The sequence below is a fragment of the Microcoleus sp. Pol10D4 genome, from assembly GCF_036701555.1.
In the GTDB taxonomy this organism is placed as follows: domain Bacteria; phylum Cyanobacteriota; class Cyanobacteriia; order Cyanobacteriales; family Microcoleaceae; genus Microcoleus.
The window spans coordinates 103550-119556 of the sequence record NZ_JAUBRA010000009.1 but is presented as its reverse complement, the minus strand read 5'-3'; the positions used below and the strand labels follow the sequence as shown (position 1 = coordinate 119556).

Below are 16007 nucleotides of genomic sequence, written 5' to 3'. Positions count from 1 at the left end.
CCGGCTGTCCAAGTATATTAATTTGCTGTGGAACGAGCCTCTTGCCCGTTCCCGGTTAAGACAGTTGCAGCAACTCAGCAAAATAACCAATTAAATTCGCTGCTCTCTTGCTAGGATAATTGGTTGAGACTCTCGGGTCAATCGATCGACCTCACGGGAATCCTTCTGGCCGTTAAGATAAAATACCTAACTGGAGATAATGCCCTTCAGTAATTTCACAAATATTGAGGCTCCAAGCTTATGATGCCCTCCGCTAAACTACTCAATTCCAGAATATTCAAAGGATTATCGCTGCTGTTGCCCCTGACTCTGGCAGGCGCGATCGCCTCTCCCACCTATTCGCAAGCCGACGCGCCGCGTACCCTCAGCGTGCGATCGGACATTCAAGAAGCCGACTCCAAAACCGGCATCGTGACAGCCCGCGGCAACGTCCAAATCAACTATCCAGCCCGCCAAATACAAGCAACCGCAGCTCAAGCTCAATACTTCAGCCGCGAGCGCCGGATCATTCTCAGCGGAGATGTTTACGTATTGCAGCAGGGCAACAGCCTGCGCGGCGAAACCATAACATACCTCATCGACGAAGGGCGGTTTATTGCCCTGCCAGACAATCCAGGACAGGTAGAATCTGTTTATTTGGTTGCTCCGGAACAAGATGCGGCAGCCCAAAATGCAGTAGGCTCCCCACGTCCAACTACAGCCCCCCGGTAACAGTGGCTTGCAGCAGCGAAATTTCGCCTCAGCCAAAATATACTACTTGGGATAGATGCGAAATTTCGTCTTTATAAAACTCACCAACTTGAAAAGGTAAAATTTAAATTAGAGACTCGATCGCACAAAGCTGCAGTCTGAAATTTAGCTTGTAGAGGTTGCCGGGAGCGAAAATGAAAATTGTACTCGAAAATATTCACAAATCCTACGGAAAACGCAATGTAGTTAGTCGCGTCAACCTGTCGGTAGCCCAAGGAGAAATCGTAGGATTGCTAGGCCCAAACGGTGCCGGCAAAACCACAACATTTTACATAGCAACCGGATTAGAAAAACCAAATCAAGGCACCGTTTGGCTAAATGATTTAGACATCACTAAATTGGCAATGCACCAGCGAGCGCATTTGGGAATTGGCTATCTCGCTCAAGAAGCAAGCATTTTCCGAAACATGAGCGTGCGCGACAACATTTTGTTAGTCCTAGAACAAACTCAAGTGCCGCGCTGGGAATGGCGCGAGCGAGTCGATTTCCTATTGCAAGAATTTCGGTTAGAAAAAATAGCATCCAGTTTGGGAATTCAAATATCTGGGGGAGAAAGGCGGCGGACTGAACTAGCCAGAGCATTAGCTGCAGGGCGAGACGGGCCCATGTTCCTATTTTTAGACGAACCGTTTGCAGGCGTCGATCCAATCGCCGTAGACGAAATTCAAACCATTATTGCTAAACTGCGCGATCGCAAAATCGGCATCCTCATCACCGATCACAACGTCCGAGAAACCCTCGAAATTACCGATCGAGCCTACATCATGCGAGACGGCCAAATTTTAGCCTCCGGGGCTGAAGAAGAACTCTACAGCAACCCTTTAGTGCGACAGTATTACTTAGGTGACAACTTCGTGCGATAGTCTTTTGAAGGCATTCAGCAAACGGCAGAATTTTAGACTTTAGATTTTAGATTGAGGAGCAATCTGCGAGAAAGCGCCACTATGAAAATAGCAATATCCAATTCTTTGAATCCCATCAACTGGCTGCCGAGAATTTCAGTAATGGACTGGTACATTACCAAAGAACTAATCGGCCCATTTTTATTTGGCGTCGGACTCTTTACATCCGTCGCCGTCACAGTTGGAGCTTTATTTGAATTAGTCCGCAGAGTAGCAGAATCCGGCCTCCCCTACGGCGCAGCCATAGAAATTTTTCTCCTGCAAATTCCCTACTTCGTAGTATTGGCTTTCCCCATGTCAATGCTGCTAGCAACCTTAATGGCCTACAGCCGAATGTCCAGCGACAGCGAACTCATCGCCCTCCGCAGTTGCGGAGTTAGCGTTTACCGATTGATACTGCCTGCAGTGATAATGAGTTTAATTGTTGCCGGCTTCACCTTTGCTTTGCAAGAGTTAGTCGTCCCCGCCGCTAGCTACAGAGCTACTGTCACTTTAGACAGAGCCCTGAAGCGAGAAAAACCGATATTTCAAGATAGAAATATTATCTACACAGAATTTCGCAAACCAGAAAAAGGCGGCGACGAAATCCTCGCCCGCTTTTTTTATGCAGAACAATTTGACGGCCAGCAAATGAAAGGTTTAACAATTATCGATCGCTCCACCCCTGGCCTCAATCAAATCGTTTCTTCAGAATCAGCTACTTGGAATCCCTCAGAAAATACCTGGGATTTTTTCAACGGAACCGCTTATATAGTTGCTCCTGATGGCTCTTACCGCAATATAGTTAGGTTTCAACACCAGCAGTTGCAACTGCCACGCACGCCATTAGATTTAGCTGCTAGAGCGCGGGATTTCAAGGAAATGAACATTGCCCAAGCTTTAGAGCGTTTGGATATCCTTAAAAACAGTGGCGACGAACCGCAAATTCGCAAATTAAAGGTGCGGATTCAAGAAAAATATGCTTTTCCTTTCGTGTGCATGGTATTTGGTTTAGTGGGAGCCGCTTTGGGAACTCAACCGCGCCGCTCCGGCCGAGGAACGAGTTTTGGTATTAGCGTAGTTGTGATTTTTACTTACTACGTATTTTCTTTCATCACCAGTTCTATGGGCGTGAAAGCTGTTTTGACTCCGATTCTTTCGGCTTGGCTGCCCATCGTGTTTGGTTTGGGAATCGGGGGATTGTTGTTGGCGCGGGCCGCCGCTAGGTAAGTTTTACCACTAACATTGGGAATGGCGAATTCGGAACTTGTACTGCAATTTGACTGCCTTCGGCTCCCTTCCCTTCGACTATGCTGAGGAGAACCGAAGTCGAAGGAAAGGAACCGCGTAGCCTAAGTATTGGGAATTGATAATATCGTTTTCGTGGCCGAACTTCCTTCATTTAAGGATTAGAAAAAGTATTGATTTGGCCACCGCCAATGTAGCGTCCCGGAGCCAAGGAGCGGGGTGTAGCAAAAGTTTGAGGTTGAATGGGCTGCACGCCCTGATTTGTGTTTTGGGGAACAACTCCAAAGTTAGGCTGATCCGGCAAATTAAGCTGACTCGGTGGAGGTGTTTGAAATTGAGAATTCGCTGAATTGGGAGAGAATTGAGGGCTAATTATCTTACTTCCCCCAATCACATTCGGAAAGGGAGATGGACCGACATTTGGAAGTAGAGGTGTTGGTGAAGGTATGGCTACTGGAAGTGCCACAGGTTGAACTTCAGGTGCGAAGCCTGAGCCAGATAAATTAGTTTGGTAGGGGTTTTTCGGCAAAGCCACCGTTGCAGCCCCTGCATTAATTTCGGGGAGGTTCGGTACTCTGGAATTTAACCCCCCCAATGATTCAGGGACTGTAGCTGTCGGTTTTAAGAATTCTTGAGATTCCTTGCTCACAGTATTTGTCGGAACCACAATTGGGGGAAGTGCTGTGGGAACATTCACAGGATTTGCTCCACTTTGAGCAGTAGCGGTCGTTGGGAGCAAATTTGTCGCATTTCCTGCAGCCGGATCGGAAGCCGGTCGATCGAGCAATGTAGCCGATTCTGCTGTTTTCTCACCCGAAGCCGCCGTTGCCGAAGTGTTAGCAACGACGTATTTTTTCATAGCTGCTTGCAGCGGACTCAAAGGCAGAGAATTTTCGTTTTGTTTACCGGAATTAGCATCACTCGACGCCTGCGATAAAGTTGCTGTCGCTGTAGCCCCAGACTCAGGCTTGATCGTTTTTATCTCGGAAGTCAGTCTCCCACTGCCAGATAAACTCAACGCTGATGTTGCGTTTGAACTTGGCAAACTGGAATTTTGGGGGTTATTGTTTCCGGCCTCGACAGCAGGATTTGCTAAATTTGGCAAGGGGACCAATCCGCTGCTTCCTACCCGCTTGGAGGCTGAAGATGGCTGAGGATTTTCTAAGTCCCGATCTCGAAGTTCCTCGAATAAACCTTTGCTTTTTACTACTGATGAATTTAACAAGTTCAGTTCAGAAGCAGTAGAGCCCTTAAACTGATTGACTAGCACTGGTGAGCTGTCGATTTCAGCCGCAATGGCAGTATCTTCAGCAGATAGTCCCGATAGCGAAGCTGGAGTGTTTGAGGCTGGTTCTTCTTCGCCATCTATACTCAACCTTTCTGGATTTACAGAGACCTCCCAGATAAATAACCCCCCTGCACAGAGCACGGCTAACGGAGCCCAAACCGCAGGTTGCGTCCAGTGGCGCAACCGCGCTATTAGATAGCGGACTGATGTAGGAAATCGCTTAAAAATTGACATAGTTTTGCTTCCTTCCGAGCGTGCGGATTTAAAACTATTTTTCCTAGTCTACCACATCAATCTTGATTATTTTTGCTATGCCGGGTAAGTGCGATCAAGAGCATCTCGGTTTGGCTTTTACTGTCGGTGTGCGATCGTCAGGCTGGCTATATTTATAGACTTTGCTGTGCGGGACGGATCGGAGTCCCAAAAAACGCTTTTTACTTTCTGCAGAGATGCTCGGAGTACGATCGAACTTTTGATTGAAAGTTGCGAAAGCTCAATGCAACCGGTGAAAATCCATAAAGCACTGGTAGAAATATGTCTTGCTTTCCTTAAATCAATAGGCATAAGATGATAAAATTTTATGGGATGCTGTGCGCGGCCTGCCGGGTCTGTCAGCCGATCGACCTCAAACCAAAATGTCAAGGTAAAATGTCAAGGTAAAATTGGCAATTGCCCAGAACAACACGAATAGGAAAGTTGAGAGGAAATTAATGAAAAAAGTAGTTGAAGTATTAGCAAATCGGGAACAACTAATAGATCGATCGCTGGAGATTGTGCTGTCGAAAATCTCAGAAGCCATAGCAGAACGCGGACTTTGTACGATCGCCGCTGCGGGCGGAAGCACACCGGAACCACTCTACAGAGCGATCGCAGCCCAAGACCTGGCTTGGGACAAAATTCACGTTTTCTGGGGCGACGAACGCTACGTTCCCCCAGAACACCCAGACAGCAATCAAAAAATGGCGCGCCTCGCATGGCTCGATCGAGTCAAGATCCCCGCCAGCAACATCCACCCCATGCCCACAGGCGCCGGCGACCCCGCAGCCGACGCTGCCGCGCACCAAACCGAATTGCAGCAGTTCTTCAAAGTATCCGATGGCGAGTTTCCTGCCTTCGACATCATTTTATTGGGCATAGGAGACGACGCCCACACAGCCTCTCTATTTCCCGGCACCGCAGCCTTGGAAGTCCGGGATGCCCTAGTAACTGTCGGCAACAAAGACGGTCAACCCCGCATTACCTTTACAGTCCCCTTAATCAACCGGGCCCGGTGCGTCATATTCATGGTCGCAGGAGCCAGCAAACAACCCGCCCTAGCTCAAATTTTTGCCCCCGCAGCCGACGAAATGACCTATCCAGCCAGACTCGTTCAACCAGAAGGCGAACTTTGGTGGCTGCTCGATGCGGCGGCTGGCGAAACAGTAAAATAGCCGACAGAGCCGCAAGCGTGCCAACACAGTCAGGATTATCACTAACTCAATCTTGCCCATCACAGCTAACGTCACGGCGTCAGCTCAGTTGCTAGTATTAGAAGCAATATAAGAATTGTGGCGGTTAAAGTTAAAATTTGACCATATACACGAGTATTTTTGTCAGGAACCTCAGCCTAAAGGCATGAGGCTTGAAAGAGAAATCTAACAAGCCATTCTGACCAGCCTAAGTCTTAACTGACTACGTTTTGTGAGTCACGACACCCTGGGATACGAAGCTAGTCCCTTGCTCTGTCGCTAGTGGTTAAAAAGTTCTAAGGTCACTGGAACAGTGCTGCTAGCCTAACAAGCTCCCTAAACATTGGCGAAGCTAACTTTACCCCAGAAATGGGAGATTGAGGACAACCATATCCTCACGGGGGGGCAACCATACCCCCCTACCCCGCAAGGGGATTCAATTCAATGTAAAGCCGTCCTGTAAGGACGGGGTTTCAGAGCCAACGACTTTTTATGAGGCTGATTTGAAAATCTGGCCGATAGCAAGGAGAAATCGATGATTGTCTGTCCCAATTGCAATCACCAGAACCCCGACGGGGCCAGCCAGTGTGAGGCTTGCTACACGCCTTTACCTGTTACCGCAAGTTGCTCGAACTGCGGTGCAGCAGTTCAGACAGATGCAGCATTTTGCGGTCAGTGTGGCTTTAACTTGCGTCCGGGTTCCATAGTTCCAGAAGTTGAGGTGACAGTACCGTCCCCCTCGCCTGTAGGCCCCACAGTGGTATCGTCACCGGCGCCCGATTTAGTGTCACCCGAACCCCTGATGGCCATGGAACCTCTAGTTACCCTGAATAAGGGTCTCAACTTGGAAAAAACTCCCGCCAGCATTCCGACGATTCCAGATCCCCCGCCTTCGCCCTCGGTTCCTGTTACAACTGAATCGGTGGCAACACCAGTAAATATCTCTCCTCCGGTTCCGGATCCACAGCCAGCAGGTGTAGCTAAAACTCAACTGCAACAGCAGTCGGCCCGCCTGCTACACGTTCAGACAAATACGCCGATGGAATTGCCTCACAGTCTGTCTGTGGTTCACATAGGCAAGCCAAATGACTTAGTGCCGCCGGATATTGATGTTTCGGGATTTGCTAATTCTGAGATAGTTTCTCGGGTACACGCAAATCTCCGGGTGGAGGGAGATGCTTGCTACCTAGAAGATGTAGGCAGTTCCAACGGCACTTACGTCAACAATACTCCGCTACCCAAGGGAAACCGCCACCGGTTGCGACCGGGAGACCGCATCTCTCTGGGCAAAGGAGACCTGGTTACGTTTTTATTTCAAATCTCTTAGAGCGAGTTTGGATTGGGCGATCGAAAGTCTAAAATCTAAAATCGCATCTTGAGGCGCTCTACCAAAACTCAATGCTGCCAATGTGATTAAGCTGACCTTGCTACATCCACTCCAGTCTATACCCGTCCGCAGTTGGATCTTTGAAGACGAGCAGGTCGTGCGGATCGGGCGCTCGACCGAAAACCACGTCGTTCTTTTTAGCGCTGTGGTTTCTCGTCGCCACATCGAATTGCGGCGCAGCGGCATAACTTGGGAACTGATCAATTTAGGTACCAACGGCACTTACCTCGATGGTAAGCCGATCGCTAAGGTTCCCATTGTGGACGGTCTGATCGTTCACTTGGCTCGCTCAGGTCCGAAAATTCAAATCAACGTAGGCCCGAATCAGTCCTCAGTCCAGTTAGGACAAATTAGCGTCAAGCCCAGGGAGGCTAAGGAAATTAACGCTCCCTCGGGCGGCGTGCACATTAGCACGATTCCTGTTCCCGACCAAAAAGAAGTTGGCACTTCCAGGGAAGAGGAGGAGTTAACCGAGGCAGATAATAATCGCCATTATTCGGAAGAAGAATATTAAATCGGCTTCTTTGGACGATCGACATTTTTCAAAGGCGGCACTCAGGAGTTTATTTATGAGTACATCACCACAGATTGTTAGGCGCAGCGAACTGCAGGGCCGCCGCACCATCGACCGCAGAACGGCGGAAGAGGTCGGCAGGGTAGATCGGGTTTGGCTCGATGCTCACTCCCAGCGGGCGATCGGCTTTACTTGCAAGTCGGGACTTTTGGGCAGCAAAAAAACTTGGTTCGCTTGGGCGCAAGTTGATACGGTGGGGGAAAATGTTTTTGTCACCATTAACCCGGAACTGCCGGAATTGCATCAGCCGGAACAAGCTGTTTGTCCGATCGGGCTTGAGGTGCTCACGGACGCTGGAAATCAGGCAGGTGCAGTGGTTGACTACCTATTTGATGCCCGGACGGGTTCAGTCACCCACTACCTATTTAAATCGAGCGGCTGGCGTGGCGTTTTAGACGACATTTACCTGTTACCTGTGGCAGCTATTTCGACCATCGGCAGCAAGCGGGCGATCGTCTCTGAAGCTGCTGTATCGGAGCCAGTGCAGTACGCGGAGGGCCTGCACAAAAAAGTCGGTCTGGTAGCAGAGTTTTTACACGAAGATTTCGACAGAACTCTCAAAAATGTGGCAGGCGTGAAGCGGGGCGCTCAAAGTCTGGCGGAAAAATTCCAAGATAAAGCTCTCGAAGTCAGGGATGTAGCTCAAGAAAAAGTTGCAGAGTTGAAGCGGCAAAGGCAAGAATCTGTCCCGCCAGGGCCGAACCCGGAGCCGCCTGAGTCAGATTTGAGCTGAAGTTTGGCCTTCCTGCTCGCCCTGCGACTAATTTCCGAGCACATTTTGGGGCGGCGCGCGCGAGGAAGGTCGATCGGTATTTTCGCTATCAGAGATTGAGGCGTGGTCGCTCAAAATTCCAGTGCTGCTCAAAGCATTGTATTTTAAAGGTATCGCATCAATAAGGAAAATGTTAGCAACTCAAAATGATCTATGCTGTTTGATACAATCAACAAGTATTTTATCTAGAGACCCCAGGATTAATAATTGGTTAACTTTTTTGTTTATAAACAGCGAGTCGTTGAGCAGTGACTGTCGCCCGATCGAAAACTCGAATCAGCGGTGCAACCAGCACGGGTCTGAGTTAAATGCTCTGGTTCATCAGCGGGAAAAGGGTGATTTGGCCGATCGAATTGAGCGGCTCACCCATCGGCAGAATCGCTCCGTCACAGACCAAATTAATCAAGCGGTTAAAACCGCTGTCCATCACTGGGAAGTTCACCCGATTAATAACATCGTGTTTGGTTGTTACCGAGAACAGCAAAAATTTGCGCCTGCGCCAAAAGCTAACCCTCAAAAGTTTGTTCAAATTCCTCAAGCAGCCAAAAGTTCGACTTTTAGGGCAGATAGAGGGAATAGTGGCGCACTGACGACGCCTTTAAAAATCAAAGTTTTTGCAGTTTTCTCCCAAAAAATCTCTCTAGAAGTATCCCCGTTTCTGTCTGGCGGTGGAGTGTCAAAACATCCGTGATTACCTTAACTCTGTTACATCCTATCCAATCTGTCCCAGTTCAAAGTTGGTGTTTTGAATCCGAACCGGTGGTTCGGATCGGTCGATCGAACGACAATGATGTAATTATTTACAGCGCTGTAGTTTCCCGCCACCACGTAGAGCTCTGGAATCACGCCCATGGCTGGGAAATTATTAATTTTGGTGCTAACGGCACTTATGTAGATGATAGACCGATCGCTCAGGTGTCAGTCGCAGACGGGATGACCATTCGCTTGGGCAATTCTGGGCCAAAAATCCGGATTAGGGTGGGCGCCACGAATCAACCGGGCAAAATAATCAAGCCACCGCAGCGAGAACTCCGCCAAAAGGACGAAGTTTCAAAAGACAGGTCAACAGCTTGGCCTGGGGGCGTGGGAATAATCGAAGACGATGAACTTGGAGGGCTGACTCAAATCGATCTTGACTGACAGGTAGCTATCTATCTATCCCTGCTTGCTAGTTCCAACAAAGCGACCGATGCCCAATTCGAGCGTCTAACTAATATTGTGGTAAGTAGCCTGATTTGTGCCTACATATCCCTATACACTAATTAACAGGTTCTCTAATAGGATTTCACCCTTCTAAAGATAAGATTGGGGGGAGATCGATCGATGTTAGCTCACTTTCGCTGTTTGCCCAGCGGCGGTAATCTAAGAGCAACTGGTGCATCAACCGCTGTTTCACGCTCAGCAGTACGCTCTTGAGCAAAGCATTCCCCGTTGCTTCTAAAATGGGTTTGGGCGTCAGCCAAAACGGCGGCGGTAATTCTACTTGCACTTCCAAATCCGCTTTTCCCTTTAAGTATGCTACCCCGCTGCTTTGGTGTACACAAAGCTTTCCTTTGAGATTGAGAGCAAAGCGATCATTGATATAACCCACGCCACGAATTTCGCAGGCGACGGACTCCAAATTGATTGTGCCATCCGACTGGGCCCACACCCTCATGTCTACTGTGGGTTGAATGCTCAGCATCATAAATTGTAACGGTCGCATTTTTAGGCGGAAACAGTCATCGTTTAGCTGTTCTGTGCGACTTTGATCGACAAGGGCATTCACCAGTCGCCTCGGTTGGCGCAGATAATGTTGAATGGGAACCCGTTCCTCTGGTACGGCGAGCTCAACTGATTGGGAAGAATTAAAGCGGGTATACATGAGAAAATATCAAAATATAGGATTCCTAAGTATATCTTAATAAAGTATCACCTTTTTTAAGGTGACATACGTCGCGAACCCAGCCATGTCATCCGAGAAATCACTGATAAAAGCTTTCGGGACATCGCTAATTTTTCATCATACTTCGTAGCTGATGAGAGTAAAGCAAACATTTGTAACCTAAAATTGCCTCTAAATGAAAATTTCTATCGCACATCTCGGCCCTCTTGGTACAAATGCAGAAACAGCGGCTCTAGCTTATGTCAATTGGTTGAGCCTGGAAACTAACTTGGAATGCACCCTGTGTCCTTATTCCACCATTTCCCAAGCGCTAGAGGCATCTGCCGTAGGGCAGGTTGACTATTCAGTTGTGCCCGTCGAAAATTCGATCGAAGGCAGCGTGACTGTCACCTTAGATACACTGTGGCGACTCGATCAACTCCGCATTCAACACGCCTTAGTTTTGCCAATTTCCCACGCGCTAGTGTCTAATGCTAAAAATTTTAACGAGATTCACAAAGTTTACTCTCACCCGCAAGCGCTAGCTCAGTGTCAGGTATGGTTGGGGCAGTTTATTCCCTCAGCTCAATTAATTCCGGCGAATTCTACCACGGAAGCATTGCAATATCTGGAAGATAGAAATGTAGCAGCGATATCTTCGCCAAGAGCTGCTGAACTTTACCATTTGCCCGTGTTAGCTCAACCCATTAATGATTATCCCGATAATTACACTCGATTTTGGGTACTCAGCAGGAGTTTTGGAGAAATCGCCAACGTAGAACAAGGGGAGGGATCATCCCTTAAATCCATTACACAATCTGCTTCTAAGTTGATCCTCGATGCTTCATCGTCTAATTGCACCCATACCTCACTAGCTTTCAGCGTACCTGCCAATATGCCGGGAGCACTGGTAAAACCTTTGCAAGTATTTGCCAGTCGCGGTATTAATTTAAGTCGGATTGAATCTAGACCGACTAAACGATCGCTCGGAGAATATATTTTCTTTATGGACGTTGAAGCTAACGCCTGTCAAGCATTTGTTCGCTCGGCACTCGAAGAATTAAAAAATCACACAGAAACTTTAAAAATATTTGGTTGCTACAATGTACTGTCAGTAGTATAATTTATTTTTAAGTAAAACTTAGGAGGCTGGTGAGATGAATGCGGATGAACTTCTCAAGCGATACGCAGCCGGAGAAAGAAATTTTCATGAAACCAACTTGAAAGAGGCTTCTTTACGAGAAGCTTTCCTAATTCATATTAATCTAGCCTGTGCGAATCTCAAGGAAATAAATTTTGCCCTGGCCAACTTAAGGGGGGCAAACTTAATAGGTGCAAAGCTCAAGAATGCCTGTCTGGTGATGACCAACCTAAATGGAGCTAACCTGAGCGGAGCCGATCTAACTTTCGCAAGATTAACAGGAGCTGATTTGATTGAAGCAAACTTAGAAAACGCAAACTTGAGCGACACCAAAATGATTGGTGTTAATTTGAGTGGAGCAAACTTGGAAAAAGCGAACTTGATGGAAGCAAACCTCCTAGATGCTTGCTTGGACAATACAAACCTCGAAGAAGCAAATTTAAGTGAGGCTAAACTGCGGGGAACGAGTCTGAAGAAAGCCAACTTAAGAAACGCTTTTTTGTGTGAAAGTAACCTTGAGGGCGCTGATTTGAGCGGTGCTGATTTGAGCGGTGCTAATTTGAGCGGGGCATTTTTATGCGGTGCTAATCTGGACGGAGCTAAGTTAGATAAGGCAATTTTAAGTGGAGCAATACATTTTTGCGTCAGACAAGTTTGAGATCACGGAATATATAACCGCAGAATCCGACAACTAAGGACTAAAAAATATACTATTGACTTGGCTGAAAGTGAAGTCTATTTGCTGCTGTACCTTAGCAAAATGAAGCTGCATCTTGAGGATCTCTTTCTTGGAATTAGCTTGAGCAATCTTACTTTCCAAAGCCAGCAAATTGCGGTTAAGATTTTCTACTCGCACAGTTTGGTAGTCTAAGTCAATTTTTAGTTCTGCAGCCTGATCGACTTGAACCTGCTGGCGAACCACGGCGAGGCGGATTGAATTCTTATCCTGTGTCTGAAGAGCTAGCAAAGCTCGCTGCTGCCACTGGTTGGCTTGAGATTCAGCTTGATTGTACAGCCACTGAATCCGCAGTTGGGCGGAAATCGCACTGCCAACAGCCTGACGCAGTTCTTTGAGAGGTTCCTGAATTTCTAAGATTAATAGTTCCCAAAGATTCATCAGTTCGCTGGTAAATTCTTCCCGTTCTACAGAGGCTACCAGTGCTTCTAATAGCAACAAATTTGGTTCCATCTGCTGCGTAATTGTCTCAAATATTAACTGTGCTTCGGACATTTGCCGATCGTAATTTTTTTCTGAGACTGCACCGGAGGAGTGCTTTAATATTTTTTCCGTGCTGTCTACCTCAGCTTCTGCATCTGAACTTGAAGCTACAAAGGCCTGTAATTTTTCACGGGCGATCGAATTCAGCCTTTGTCGAAGCAAATCGCAGGCCGCCCGCTGCACTGGCCCTGTTTCGCTTTGACAAATCTTGATGACTATTTTTAAGCCAGTATCGCCGTAATTAAATGTCTCTCTCAGGGCGGCGATTCGATGTTCGTTGACAGAACTAGACAGCCGATGTTTAACTCCTGCTAGTCCGCCAAGCACTACACCGCCCACAGGAGGTGGCAGTTGACCGCCTCTAACTGCATCGTATGGTTTCGGTTGGTCGTGATTGTCTAACACAAGCATTTACTGCTATAAGGAACCTATCCCAACCTGTTTGAAGTTAAGAATTAAACAGATACCAGTTCCCAACAAGAATGGAACTTTAGGCGCGCGATCCAAACCCTTAGTTCATCAGTCAATCGAAAATCAAAAATCGAATGATCTGTGTGTAATTCTTTCTTCAATGCAGGTCAAACCGATCGTGCTTTTTCCTAGGCCAATTGGCTACTTGAGGGTATCTTTAAGTACAGTCCTGGCTGCCAAGTGATTGCGAGTAGAAGTCAAAATTTCGGTTTCGCGTTCCAATCTCGCAGCAGTATCTTGCAATTCTAAAAGAGTTTGCTGTTCTGTCGCTGCGCCGTAAAGGTAGCTGGCTACCCAGTAGGACAATTCTGTAGGCAAACTGGGAATGTCTTCGGGCAGGTCGATGGGCTGATCCATCAATTTGCTGGAGAGGCGAACTACATCTCTCAGCAGTTGTTCGACATCTTTTCCCAAAGGTCTGAGGTCTTGTTGCGGCGGTTCGTCTTCGATCCATTCTACTAGACCGACTAAATACGGTTTTTCCCGAACGGCGTCGAGCACTCGGAACCGCTGCTGCCCGAGAGTCATAATTTTCATGCGGTCGTCGGGCAGGCGTTGGCAGTGAATCACTTCGGCGCAACAGCCAACGGCAGAGACTTTGTTTTGGTTGGGGTCCCACATGAGTACACCGAAACGCCGATCGCCTTCCAGAATCGTATTCATCATGATTCGATAGCGAAACTCGAAGATTTGCAGCGGCAGCGGTCTACCTGGAAATAGAACCACTTCCGGCAACGGAAATAAGGGGAGTTCGCGAACTGCTACAGAGGAAGAGGATGCCATTGTCGCTCAAAAGTGACGGTACTTGCGCTTATTTTTCTTACTTTAACTGATTAAAGGCAATTCCGGGGCAGGAGCGATCGGGCTTTTTCGCTCGCAACGGGAGCGACGGCTCGCTATCTCAGGTGCTGGCAGCTTGACAAAGCCGTTATTTCGTCAAAATGTTAAATATACCTTTTTGCTAAACTAAGTGATGCTGAAGGCGATGATAGCGACTGCTAAAGGAGCGTTTTTGTAGCGATCGCGCCTTAATTAAGAATAATTATTTAATATCGTGTCGAAGCAGAAATTATTGCTGATTATTAACTAATAACTAACACCTAATAATTAATTACTATGGAAATTTATACAAAAAGAAGGAACAATTTATTTAATTTTTGTTCCTTCTTTCCGAGTTTTCGATAAGTCAATCTACAGCTTGACTTCGATATCTACGCCGGCTGGCAAATCCAGTTTCATCAAAGCGTCAATTGTTTTGGCCGATGGCTGGTGAATGTCGATGATGCGGCGGTGCGTGCGGGTTTCAAAGTGTTCGCGAGAATCTTTGTCTACGTGGGGCGATCGCAGCAAGCAATAAATCCGCCGCTTTGTCGGTAGGGGAATCGGGCCGATCGCTGTGGCTGCTGTCCGATTTGCTGTATCTACAATCTTTTCGCAGGATGCGTCTAGAATCCGGCGATCGAAAGCTTTGAGGCGAATGCGAATTTTTTGCTGTTGAATTGTTGCCATTTTTGTTTCTTGAATTTTCTAGGTTCAGTTTATTTTTAGTCATTAGTCATTAGTCATTAGTCAGCAGTCATTTGTTATTTGTTATTGAACATTTAATTCATAACTACTAACAACTGGCCACTAACCTATAACTACTCACTACTCACTAAATAGCAGAAAAGCCTATTGACATTTGGTGGCTTTTCTGCTATTTAGGCTGTTATGCGAGTCCTACTTGAGGATTTTGGAAACAACGCCGGCGCCGACGGTGCGGCCGCCTTCGCGGATAGCGAAACGCATTCCTTGTTCGATCGCGATCGGGTGAATCAACTCCACAGTCATTTTGATCCGGTCACCGGGCATCACCATTTCTGCTTCAGTACCGTCATCAGCGGTGAACTGTGCGATCGTGCCGGTCACGTCAGTAGTACGGACGTAGAATTGAGGGCGATAGCCAGAGAAAAAGGGCGTGTGCCGGCCGCCTTCTTCCTTCTTGAGGATGTACACTTCAGATTCAAACTGAGTGTGAGGCATGATGCTTTTCGGCTTGGCAATCACCATTCCGCGTTCAATATCCGCCTTTAAAATCCCCCGCAGCAGTAGACCAACGTTGTCGCCAGCCAAACCTTCTTCCAGAGACTTGGTGAACATTTCCACACCAGTCACCGTAGTGCTGCGAGTGTCCTTAAGACCTACCAATTCGACTGTTTCGCCGACTTTGATAGTTCCACGTTCGATCCGGCCTGTGGCGACAGTACCCCGACCCGTAATCGAGAATACGTCTTCAACTGCCATCAAGAAAGGCTTGTCAACTTCGCGTTCTGGGGTGGGGATGTAAGCATCTACTTCTTCCATCAACTTGTAAATTTTGTCAACCCACTCATTTTCGCCCTTGACAGTCTTAGGATTAGCAAGCATCGCTTCGAGAGCTTTCAATCCCGAACCTGTGACGATGGGGATGTCATCGCCAGGAAAATCGTAAGAGCTCAAAAGTTCGCGAACTTCCAGTTCTACCAATTCCAACAGTTCAGCATCATCCACCATGTCTTCTTTGTTCAAGAAGACAACCAAGCTGGGAACGCCAACTTGCTTAGCTAGCAGGATGTGTTCGCGAGTTTGAGGCATGGGGCCGTCTGCCGCTGACACGACTAGGATGCCGCCGTCCATTTGAGCTGCACCGGTGATCATGTTTTTCACATAGTCAGCGTGTCCGGGACAATCTACGTGGGCATAGTGCCGACCTGTTGTTTCGTACTCAACGTGAGCAGTATTAATCGTAATACCCCGTGCTTTTTCTTCTGGCGCAGCGTCGATGTCGGCGTAGTTCTTAGCCTTTGCTTGACCTAGTGCAGAGAGAGTCATCGTAATCGCGGCGGTCAAAGTTGTTTTGCCGTGGTCAACGTGACCGATCGTGCCGATGTTTACGTGGGGTTTATTCCGTTCAAATTTTGCGCGTGCCATTCTTGATCTGTTCCT

The 16007-nt window shown here is 47.6% G+C and carries 17 protein-coding genes; 11 read left to right on the top strand and 6 right to left on the bottom strand.

What is annotated here, in order from left to right; translation table 11 throughout:
• Positions 1-240: 240 nt before the first annotated feature.
• From QUA36_RS07670 to QUA36_RS07660, 3 genes are all read left to right on the top strand, one after another.
• Complete coding sequence (locus QUA36_RS07670; protein ID WP_333157985.1) at positions 241-711, top strand: LptA/OstA family protein; 471 nt, start codon at positions 241-243, stop codon at positions 709-711.
• Positions 712-884: 173 nt separating this feature from the next.
• Positions 885-1613, top strand: coding sequence for an LPS export ABC transporter ATP-binding protein (lptB, locus tag QUA36_RS07665; protein WP_333034782.1), 729 nt, complete (start codon positions 885-887; stop codon positions 1611-1613).
• 81 nt (positions 1614-1694) lie between these two features.
• A complete protein-coding gene (locus tag QUA36_RS07660) occupies positions 1695-2861 on the top strand; it encodes an LptF/LptG family permease (RefSeq protein ID WP_333367035.1) in 1167 nt (388 codons plus the stop codon).
• Positions 2862-3033: 172 nt separating this feature from the next.
• Here QUA36_RS07660 and QUA36_RS07655 read toward each other — a convergent pair whose 3' ends face one another.
• Positions 3034-4401 (bottom strand): hypothetical protein, encoded by a 1368-nt coding sequence (locus QUA36_RS07655; protein ID WP_333456525.1) that lies wholly within the window; start codon positions 4399-4401, stop codon positions 3034-3036.
• 476 nt (positions 4402-4877) lie between these two features.
• On the opposite strand from QUA36_RS07655, the gene pgl reads away from it, so the two are divergent.
• From pgl to QUA36_RS07625, 6 genes are all read left to right on the top strand, one after another.
• The gene (gene pgl, locus QUA36_RS07650; protein ID WP_333456523.1) at positions 4878-5597 is read left to right on the top strand and encodes a 6-phosphogluconolactonase; all 720 of its coding nucleotides are present in this window, start codon (positions 4878-4880) and stop codon (positions 5595-5597) included.
• Between the two features lie 553 nt (positions 5598-6150).
• Positions 6151-6942 carry an FHA domain-containing protein gene (locus QUA36_RS07645; protein WP_333456522.1) on the top strand — a complete coding sequence of 264 codons (792 nt, stop codon included), beginning with the start codon at positions 6151-6153 and terminating at the stop codon, positions 6940-6942.
• Between the two features lie 97 nt (positions 6943-7039).
• Positions 7040-7516, top strand: coding sequence for an FHA domain-containing protein (locus QUA36_RS07640; protein WP_333093871.1), 477 nt, complete (start codon positions 7040-7042; stop codon positions 7514-7516).
• A 55-nt stretch (positions 7517-7571) separates the two neighbouring features.
• Positions 7572-8309, top strand: coding sequence for a PRC-barrel domain-containing protein (locus QUA36_RS07635; RefSeq protein ID WP_333456520.1), 738 nt, complete (start codon positions 7572-7574; stop codon positions 8307-8309).
• Between the two features lie 259 nt (positions 8310-8568).
• Positions 8569-9039, top strand: coding sequence for a hypothetical protein (locus QUA36_RS07630; protein WP_333157991.1), 471 nt, complete (start codon positions 8569-8571; stop codon positions 9037-9039).
• A complete protein-coding gene (locus tag QUA36_RS07625; RefSeq protein ID WP_333157992.1) occupies positions 9036-9488 on the top strand; it encodes an FHA domain-containing protein in 453 nt (150 codons plus the stop codon). Before QUA36_RS07630 ends, QUA36_RS07625 begins: the two co-directional genes overlap by 4 nt.
• A gap of 145 nt (positions 9489-9633) precedes the next feature.
• Here the strand turns inward: QUA36_RS07625 and QUA36_RS07620 are convergent, their stop codons facing one another.
• Entirely contained in the window at positions 9634-10212 is a 579-nt protein-coding gene (locus tag QUA36_RS07620; protein ID WP_333157994.1) for a DUF1997 domain-containing protein, read from the bottom strand.
• Between the two features lie 196 nt (positions 10213-10408).
• Here QUA36_RS07620 and pheA point away from each other — a divergent pair, with 196 nt between their 5' ends.
• Together pheA and QUA36_RS07610 are read left to right on the top strand one after the other, a co-directional pair.
• Entirely contained in the window at positions 10409-11335 is a 927-nt protein-coding gene (gene pheA, locus QUA36_RS07615) for a prephenate dehydratase (protein ID WP_333456517.1), read from the top strand.
• A gap of 34 nt (positions 11336-11369) precedes the next feature.
• Positions 11370-12011 (top strand): pentapeptide repeat-containing protein, encoded by a 642-nt coding sequence (locus QUA36_RS07610; RefSeq protein ID WP_333450908.1) that lies wholly within the window; start codon positions 11370-11372, stop codon positions 12009-12011.
• A 33-nt stretch (positions 12012-12044) separates the two neighbouring features.
• Here the strand turns inward: QUA36_RS07610 and QUA36_RS07605 are convergent, their stop codons facing one another.
• From QUA36_RS07605 to tuf, 4 genes are all read right to left on the bottom strand, one after another.
• On the bottom strand, positions 12045-12983 hold the full coding sequence (locus tag QUA36_RS07605; protein WP_333456515.1) for a PspA/IM30 family protein: 939 nt from the start codon (positions 12981-12983) through the stop codon (positions 12045-12047).
• A gap of 201 nt (positions 12984-13184) precedes the next feature.
• Positions 13185-13826 carry an LON peptidase substrate-binding domain-containing protein gene (locus tag QUA36_RS07600; RefSeq protein ID WP_332977659.1) on the bottom strand — a complete coding sequence of 214 codons (642 nt, stop codon included), beginning with the start codon at positions 13824-13826 and terminating at the stop codon, positions 13185-13187.
• 408 nt (positions 13827-14234) lie between these two features.
• Positions 14235-14552, bottom strand: coding sequence for a 30S ribosomal protein S10 (rpsJ, locus tag QUA36_RS07595; protein WP_006632193.1), 318 nt, complete (start codon positions 14550-14552; stop codon positions 14235-14237).
• A gap of 210 nt (positions 14553-14762) precedes the next feature.
• On the bottom strand, positions 14763-15992 hold the full coding sequence (gene tuf / locus QUA36_RS07590; RefSeq protein ID WP_333044561.1) for an elongation factor Tu: 1230 nt from the start codon (positions 15990-15992) through the stop codon (positions 14763-14765).
• Positions 15993-16007: the final 15 nt, after the last annotated feature.

What these genes read in the sequence shown, in the direction of transcription:
- QUA36_RS07600 (WP_332977659.1), bottom strand. Translation starts at nt 13,826, where the DNA reads ATGGCATCCTCTTCCTCTGTAGCAGTTCGCGAACTCCCCTTATTTCCG.
- QUA36_RS07670 (WP_333157985.1), top strand. Translation starts at nt 241, where the DNA reads ATGATGCCCTCCGCTAAACTACTCAATTCCAGAATATTCAAAGGATTA.
- rpsJ (WP_006632193.1), bottom strand. Translation starts at nt 14,552, where the DNA reads ATGGCAACAATTCAACAGCAAAAAATTCGCATTCGCCTCAAAGCTTTC.
- QUA36_RS07620 (WP_333157994.1), bottom strand. Translation starts at nt 10,212, where the DNA reads ATGTATACCCGCTTTAATTCTTCCCAATCAGTTGAGCTCGCCGTACCA.
- QUA36_RS07645 (WP_333456522.1), top strand. Translation starts at nt 6,151, where the DNA reads ATGATTGTCTGTCCCAATTGCAATCACCAGAACCCCGACGGGGCCAGC.
- QUA36_RS07635 (WP_333456520.1), top strand. Translation starts at nt 7,572, where the DNA reads ATGAGTACATCACCACAGATTGTTAGGCGCAGCGAACTGCAGGGCCGC.
- QUA36_RS07610 (WP_333450908.1), top strand. Translation starts at nt 11,370, where the DNA reads ATGAATGCGGATGAACTTCTCAAGCGATACGCAGCCGGAGAAAGAAAT.
- lptB (WP_333034782.1), top strand. Translation starts at nt 885, where the DNA reads ATGAAAATTGTACTCGAAAATATTCACAAATCCTACGGAAAACGCAAT.
- QUA36_RS07655 (WP_333456525.1), bottom strand. Translation starts at nt 4,401, where the DNA reads ATGTCAATTTTTAAGCGATTTCCTACATCAGTCCGCTATCTAATAGCG.
- pheA (WP_333456517.1), top strand. Translation starts at nt 10,409, where the DNA reads ATGAAAATTTCTATCGCACATCTCGGCCCTCTTGGTACAAATGCAGAA.
- QUA36_RS07660 (WP_333367035.1), top strand. Translation starts at nt 1,695, where the DNA reads ATGAAAATAGCAATATCCAATTCTTTGAATCCCATCAACTGGCTGCCG.
- tuf (WP_333044561.1), bottom strand. Translation starts at nt 15,992, where the DNA reads ATGGCACGCGCAAAATTTGAACGGAATAAACCCCACGTAAACATCGGC.
- QUA36_RS07605 (WP_333456515.1), bottom strand. Translation starts at nt 12,983, where the DNA reads ATGCTTGTGTTAGACAATCACGACCAACCGAAACCATACGATGCAGTT.
- pgl (WP_333456523.1), top strand. Translation starts at nt 4,878, where the DNA reads ATGAAAAAAGTAGTTGAAGTATTAGCAAATCGGGAACAACTAATAGAT.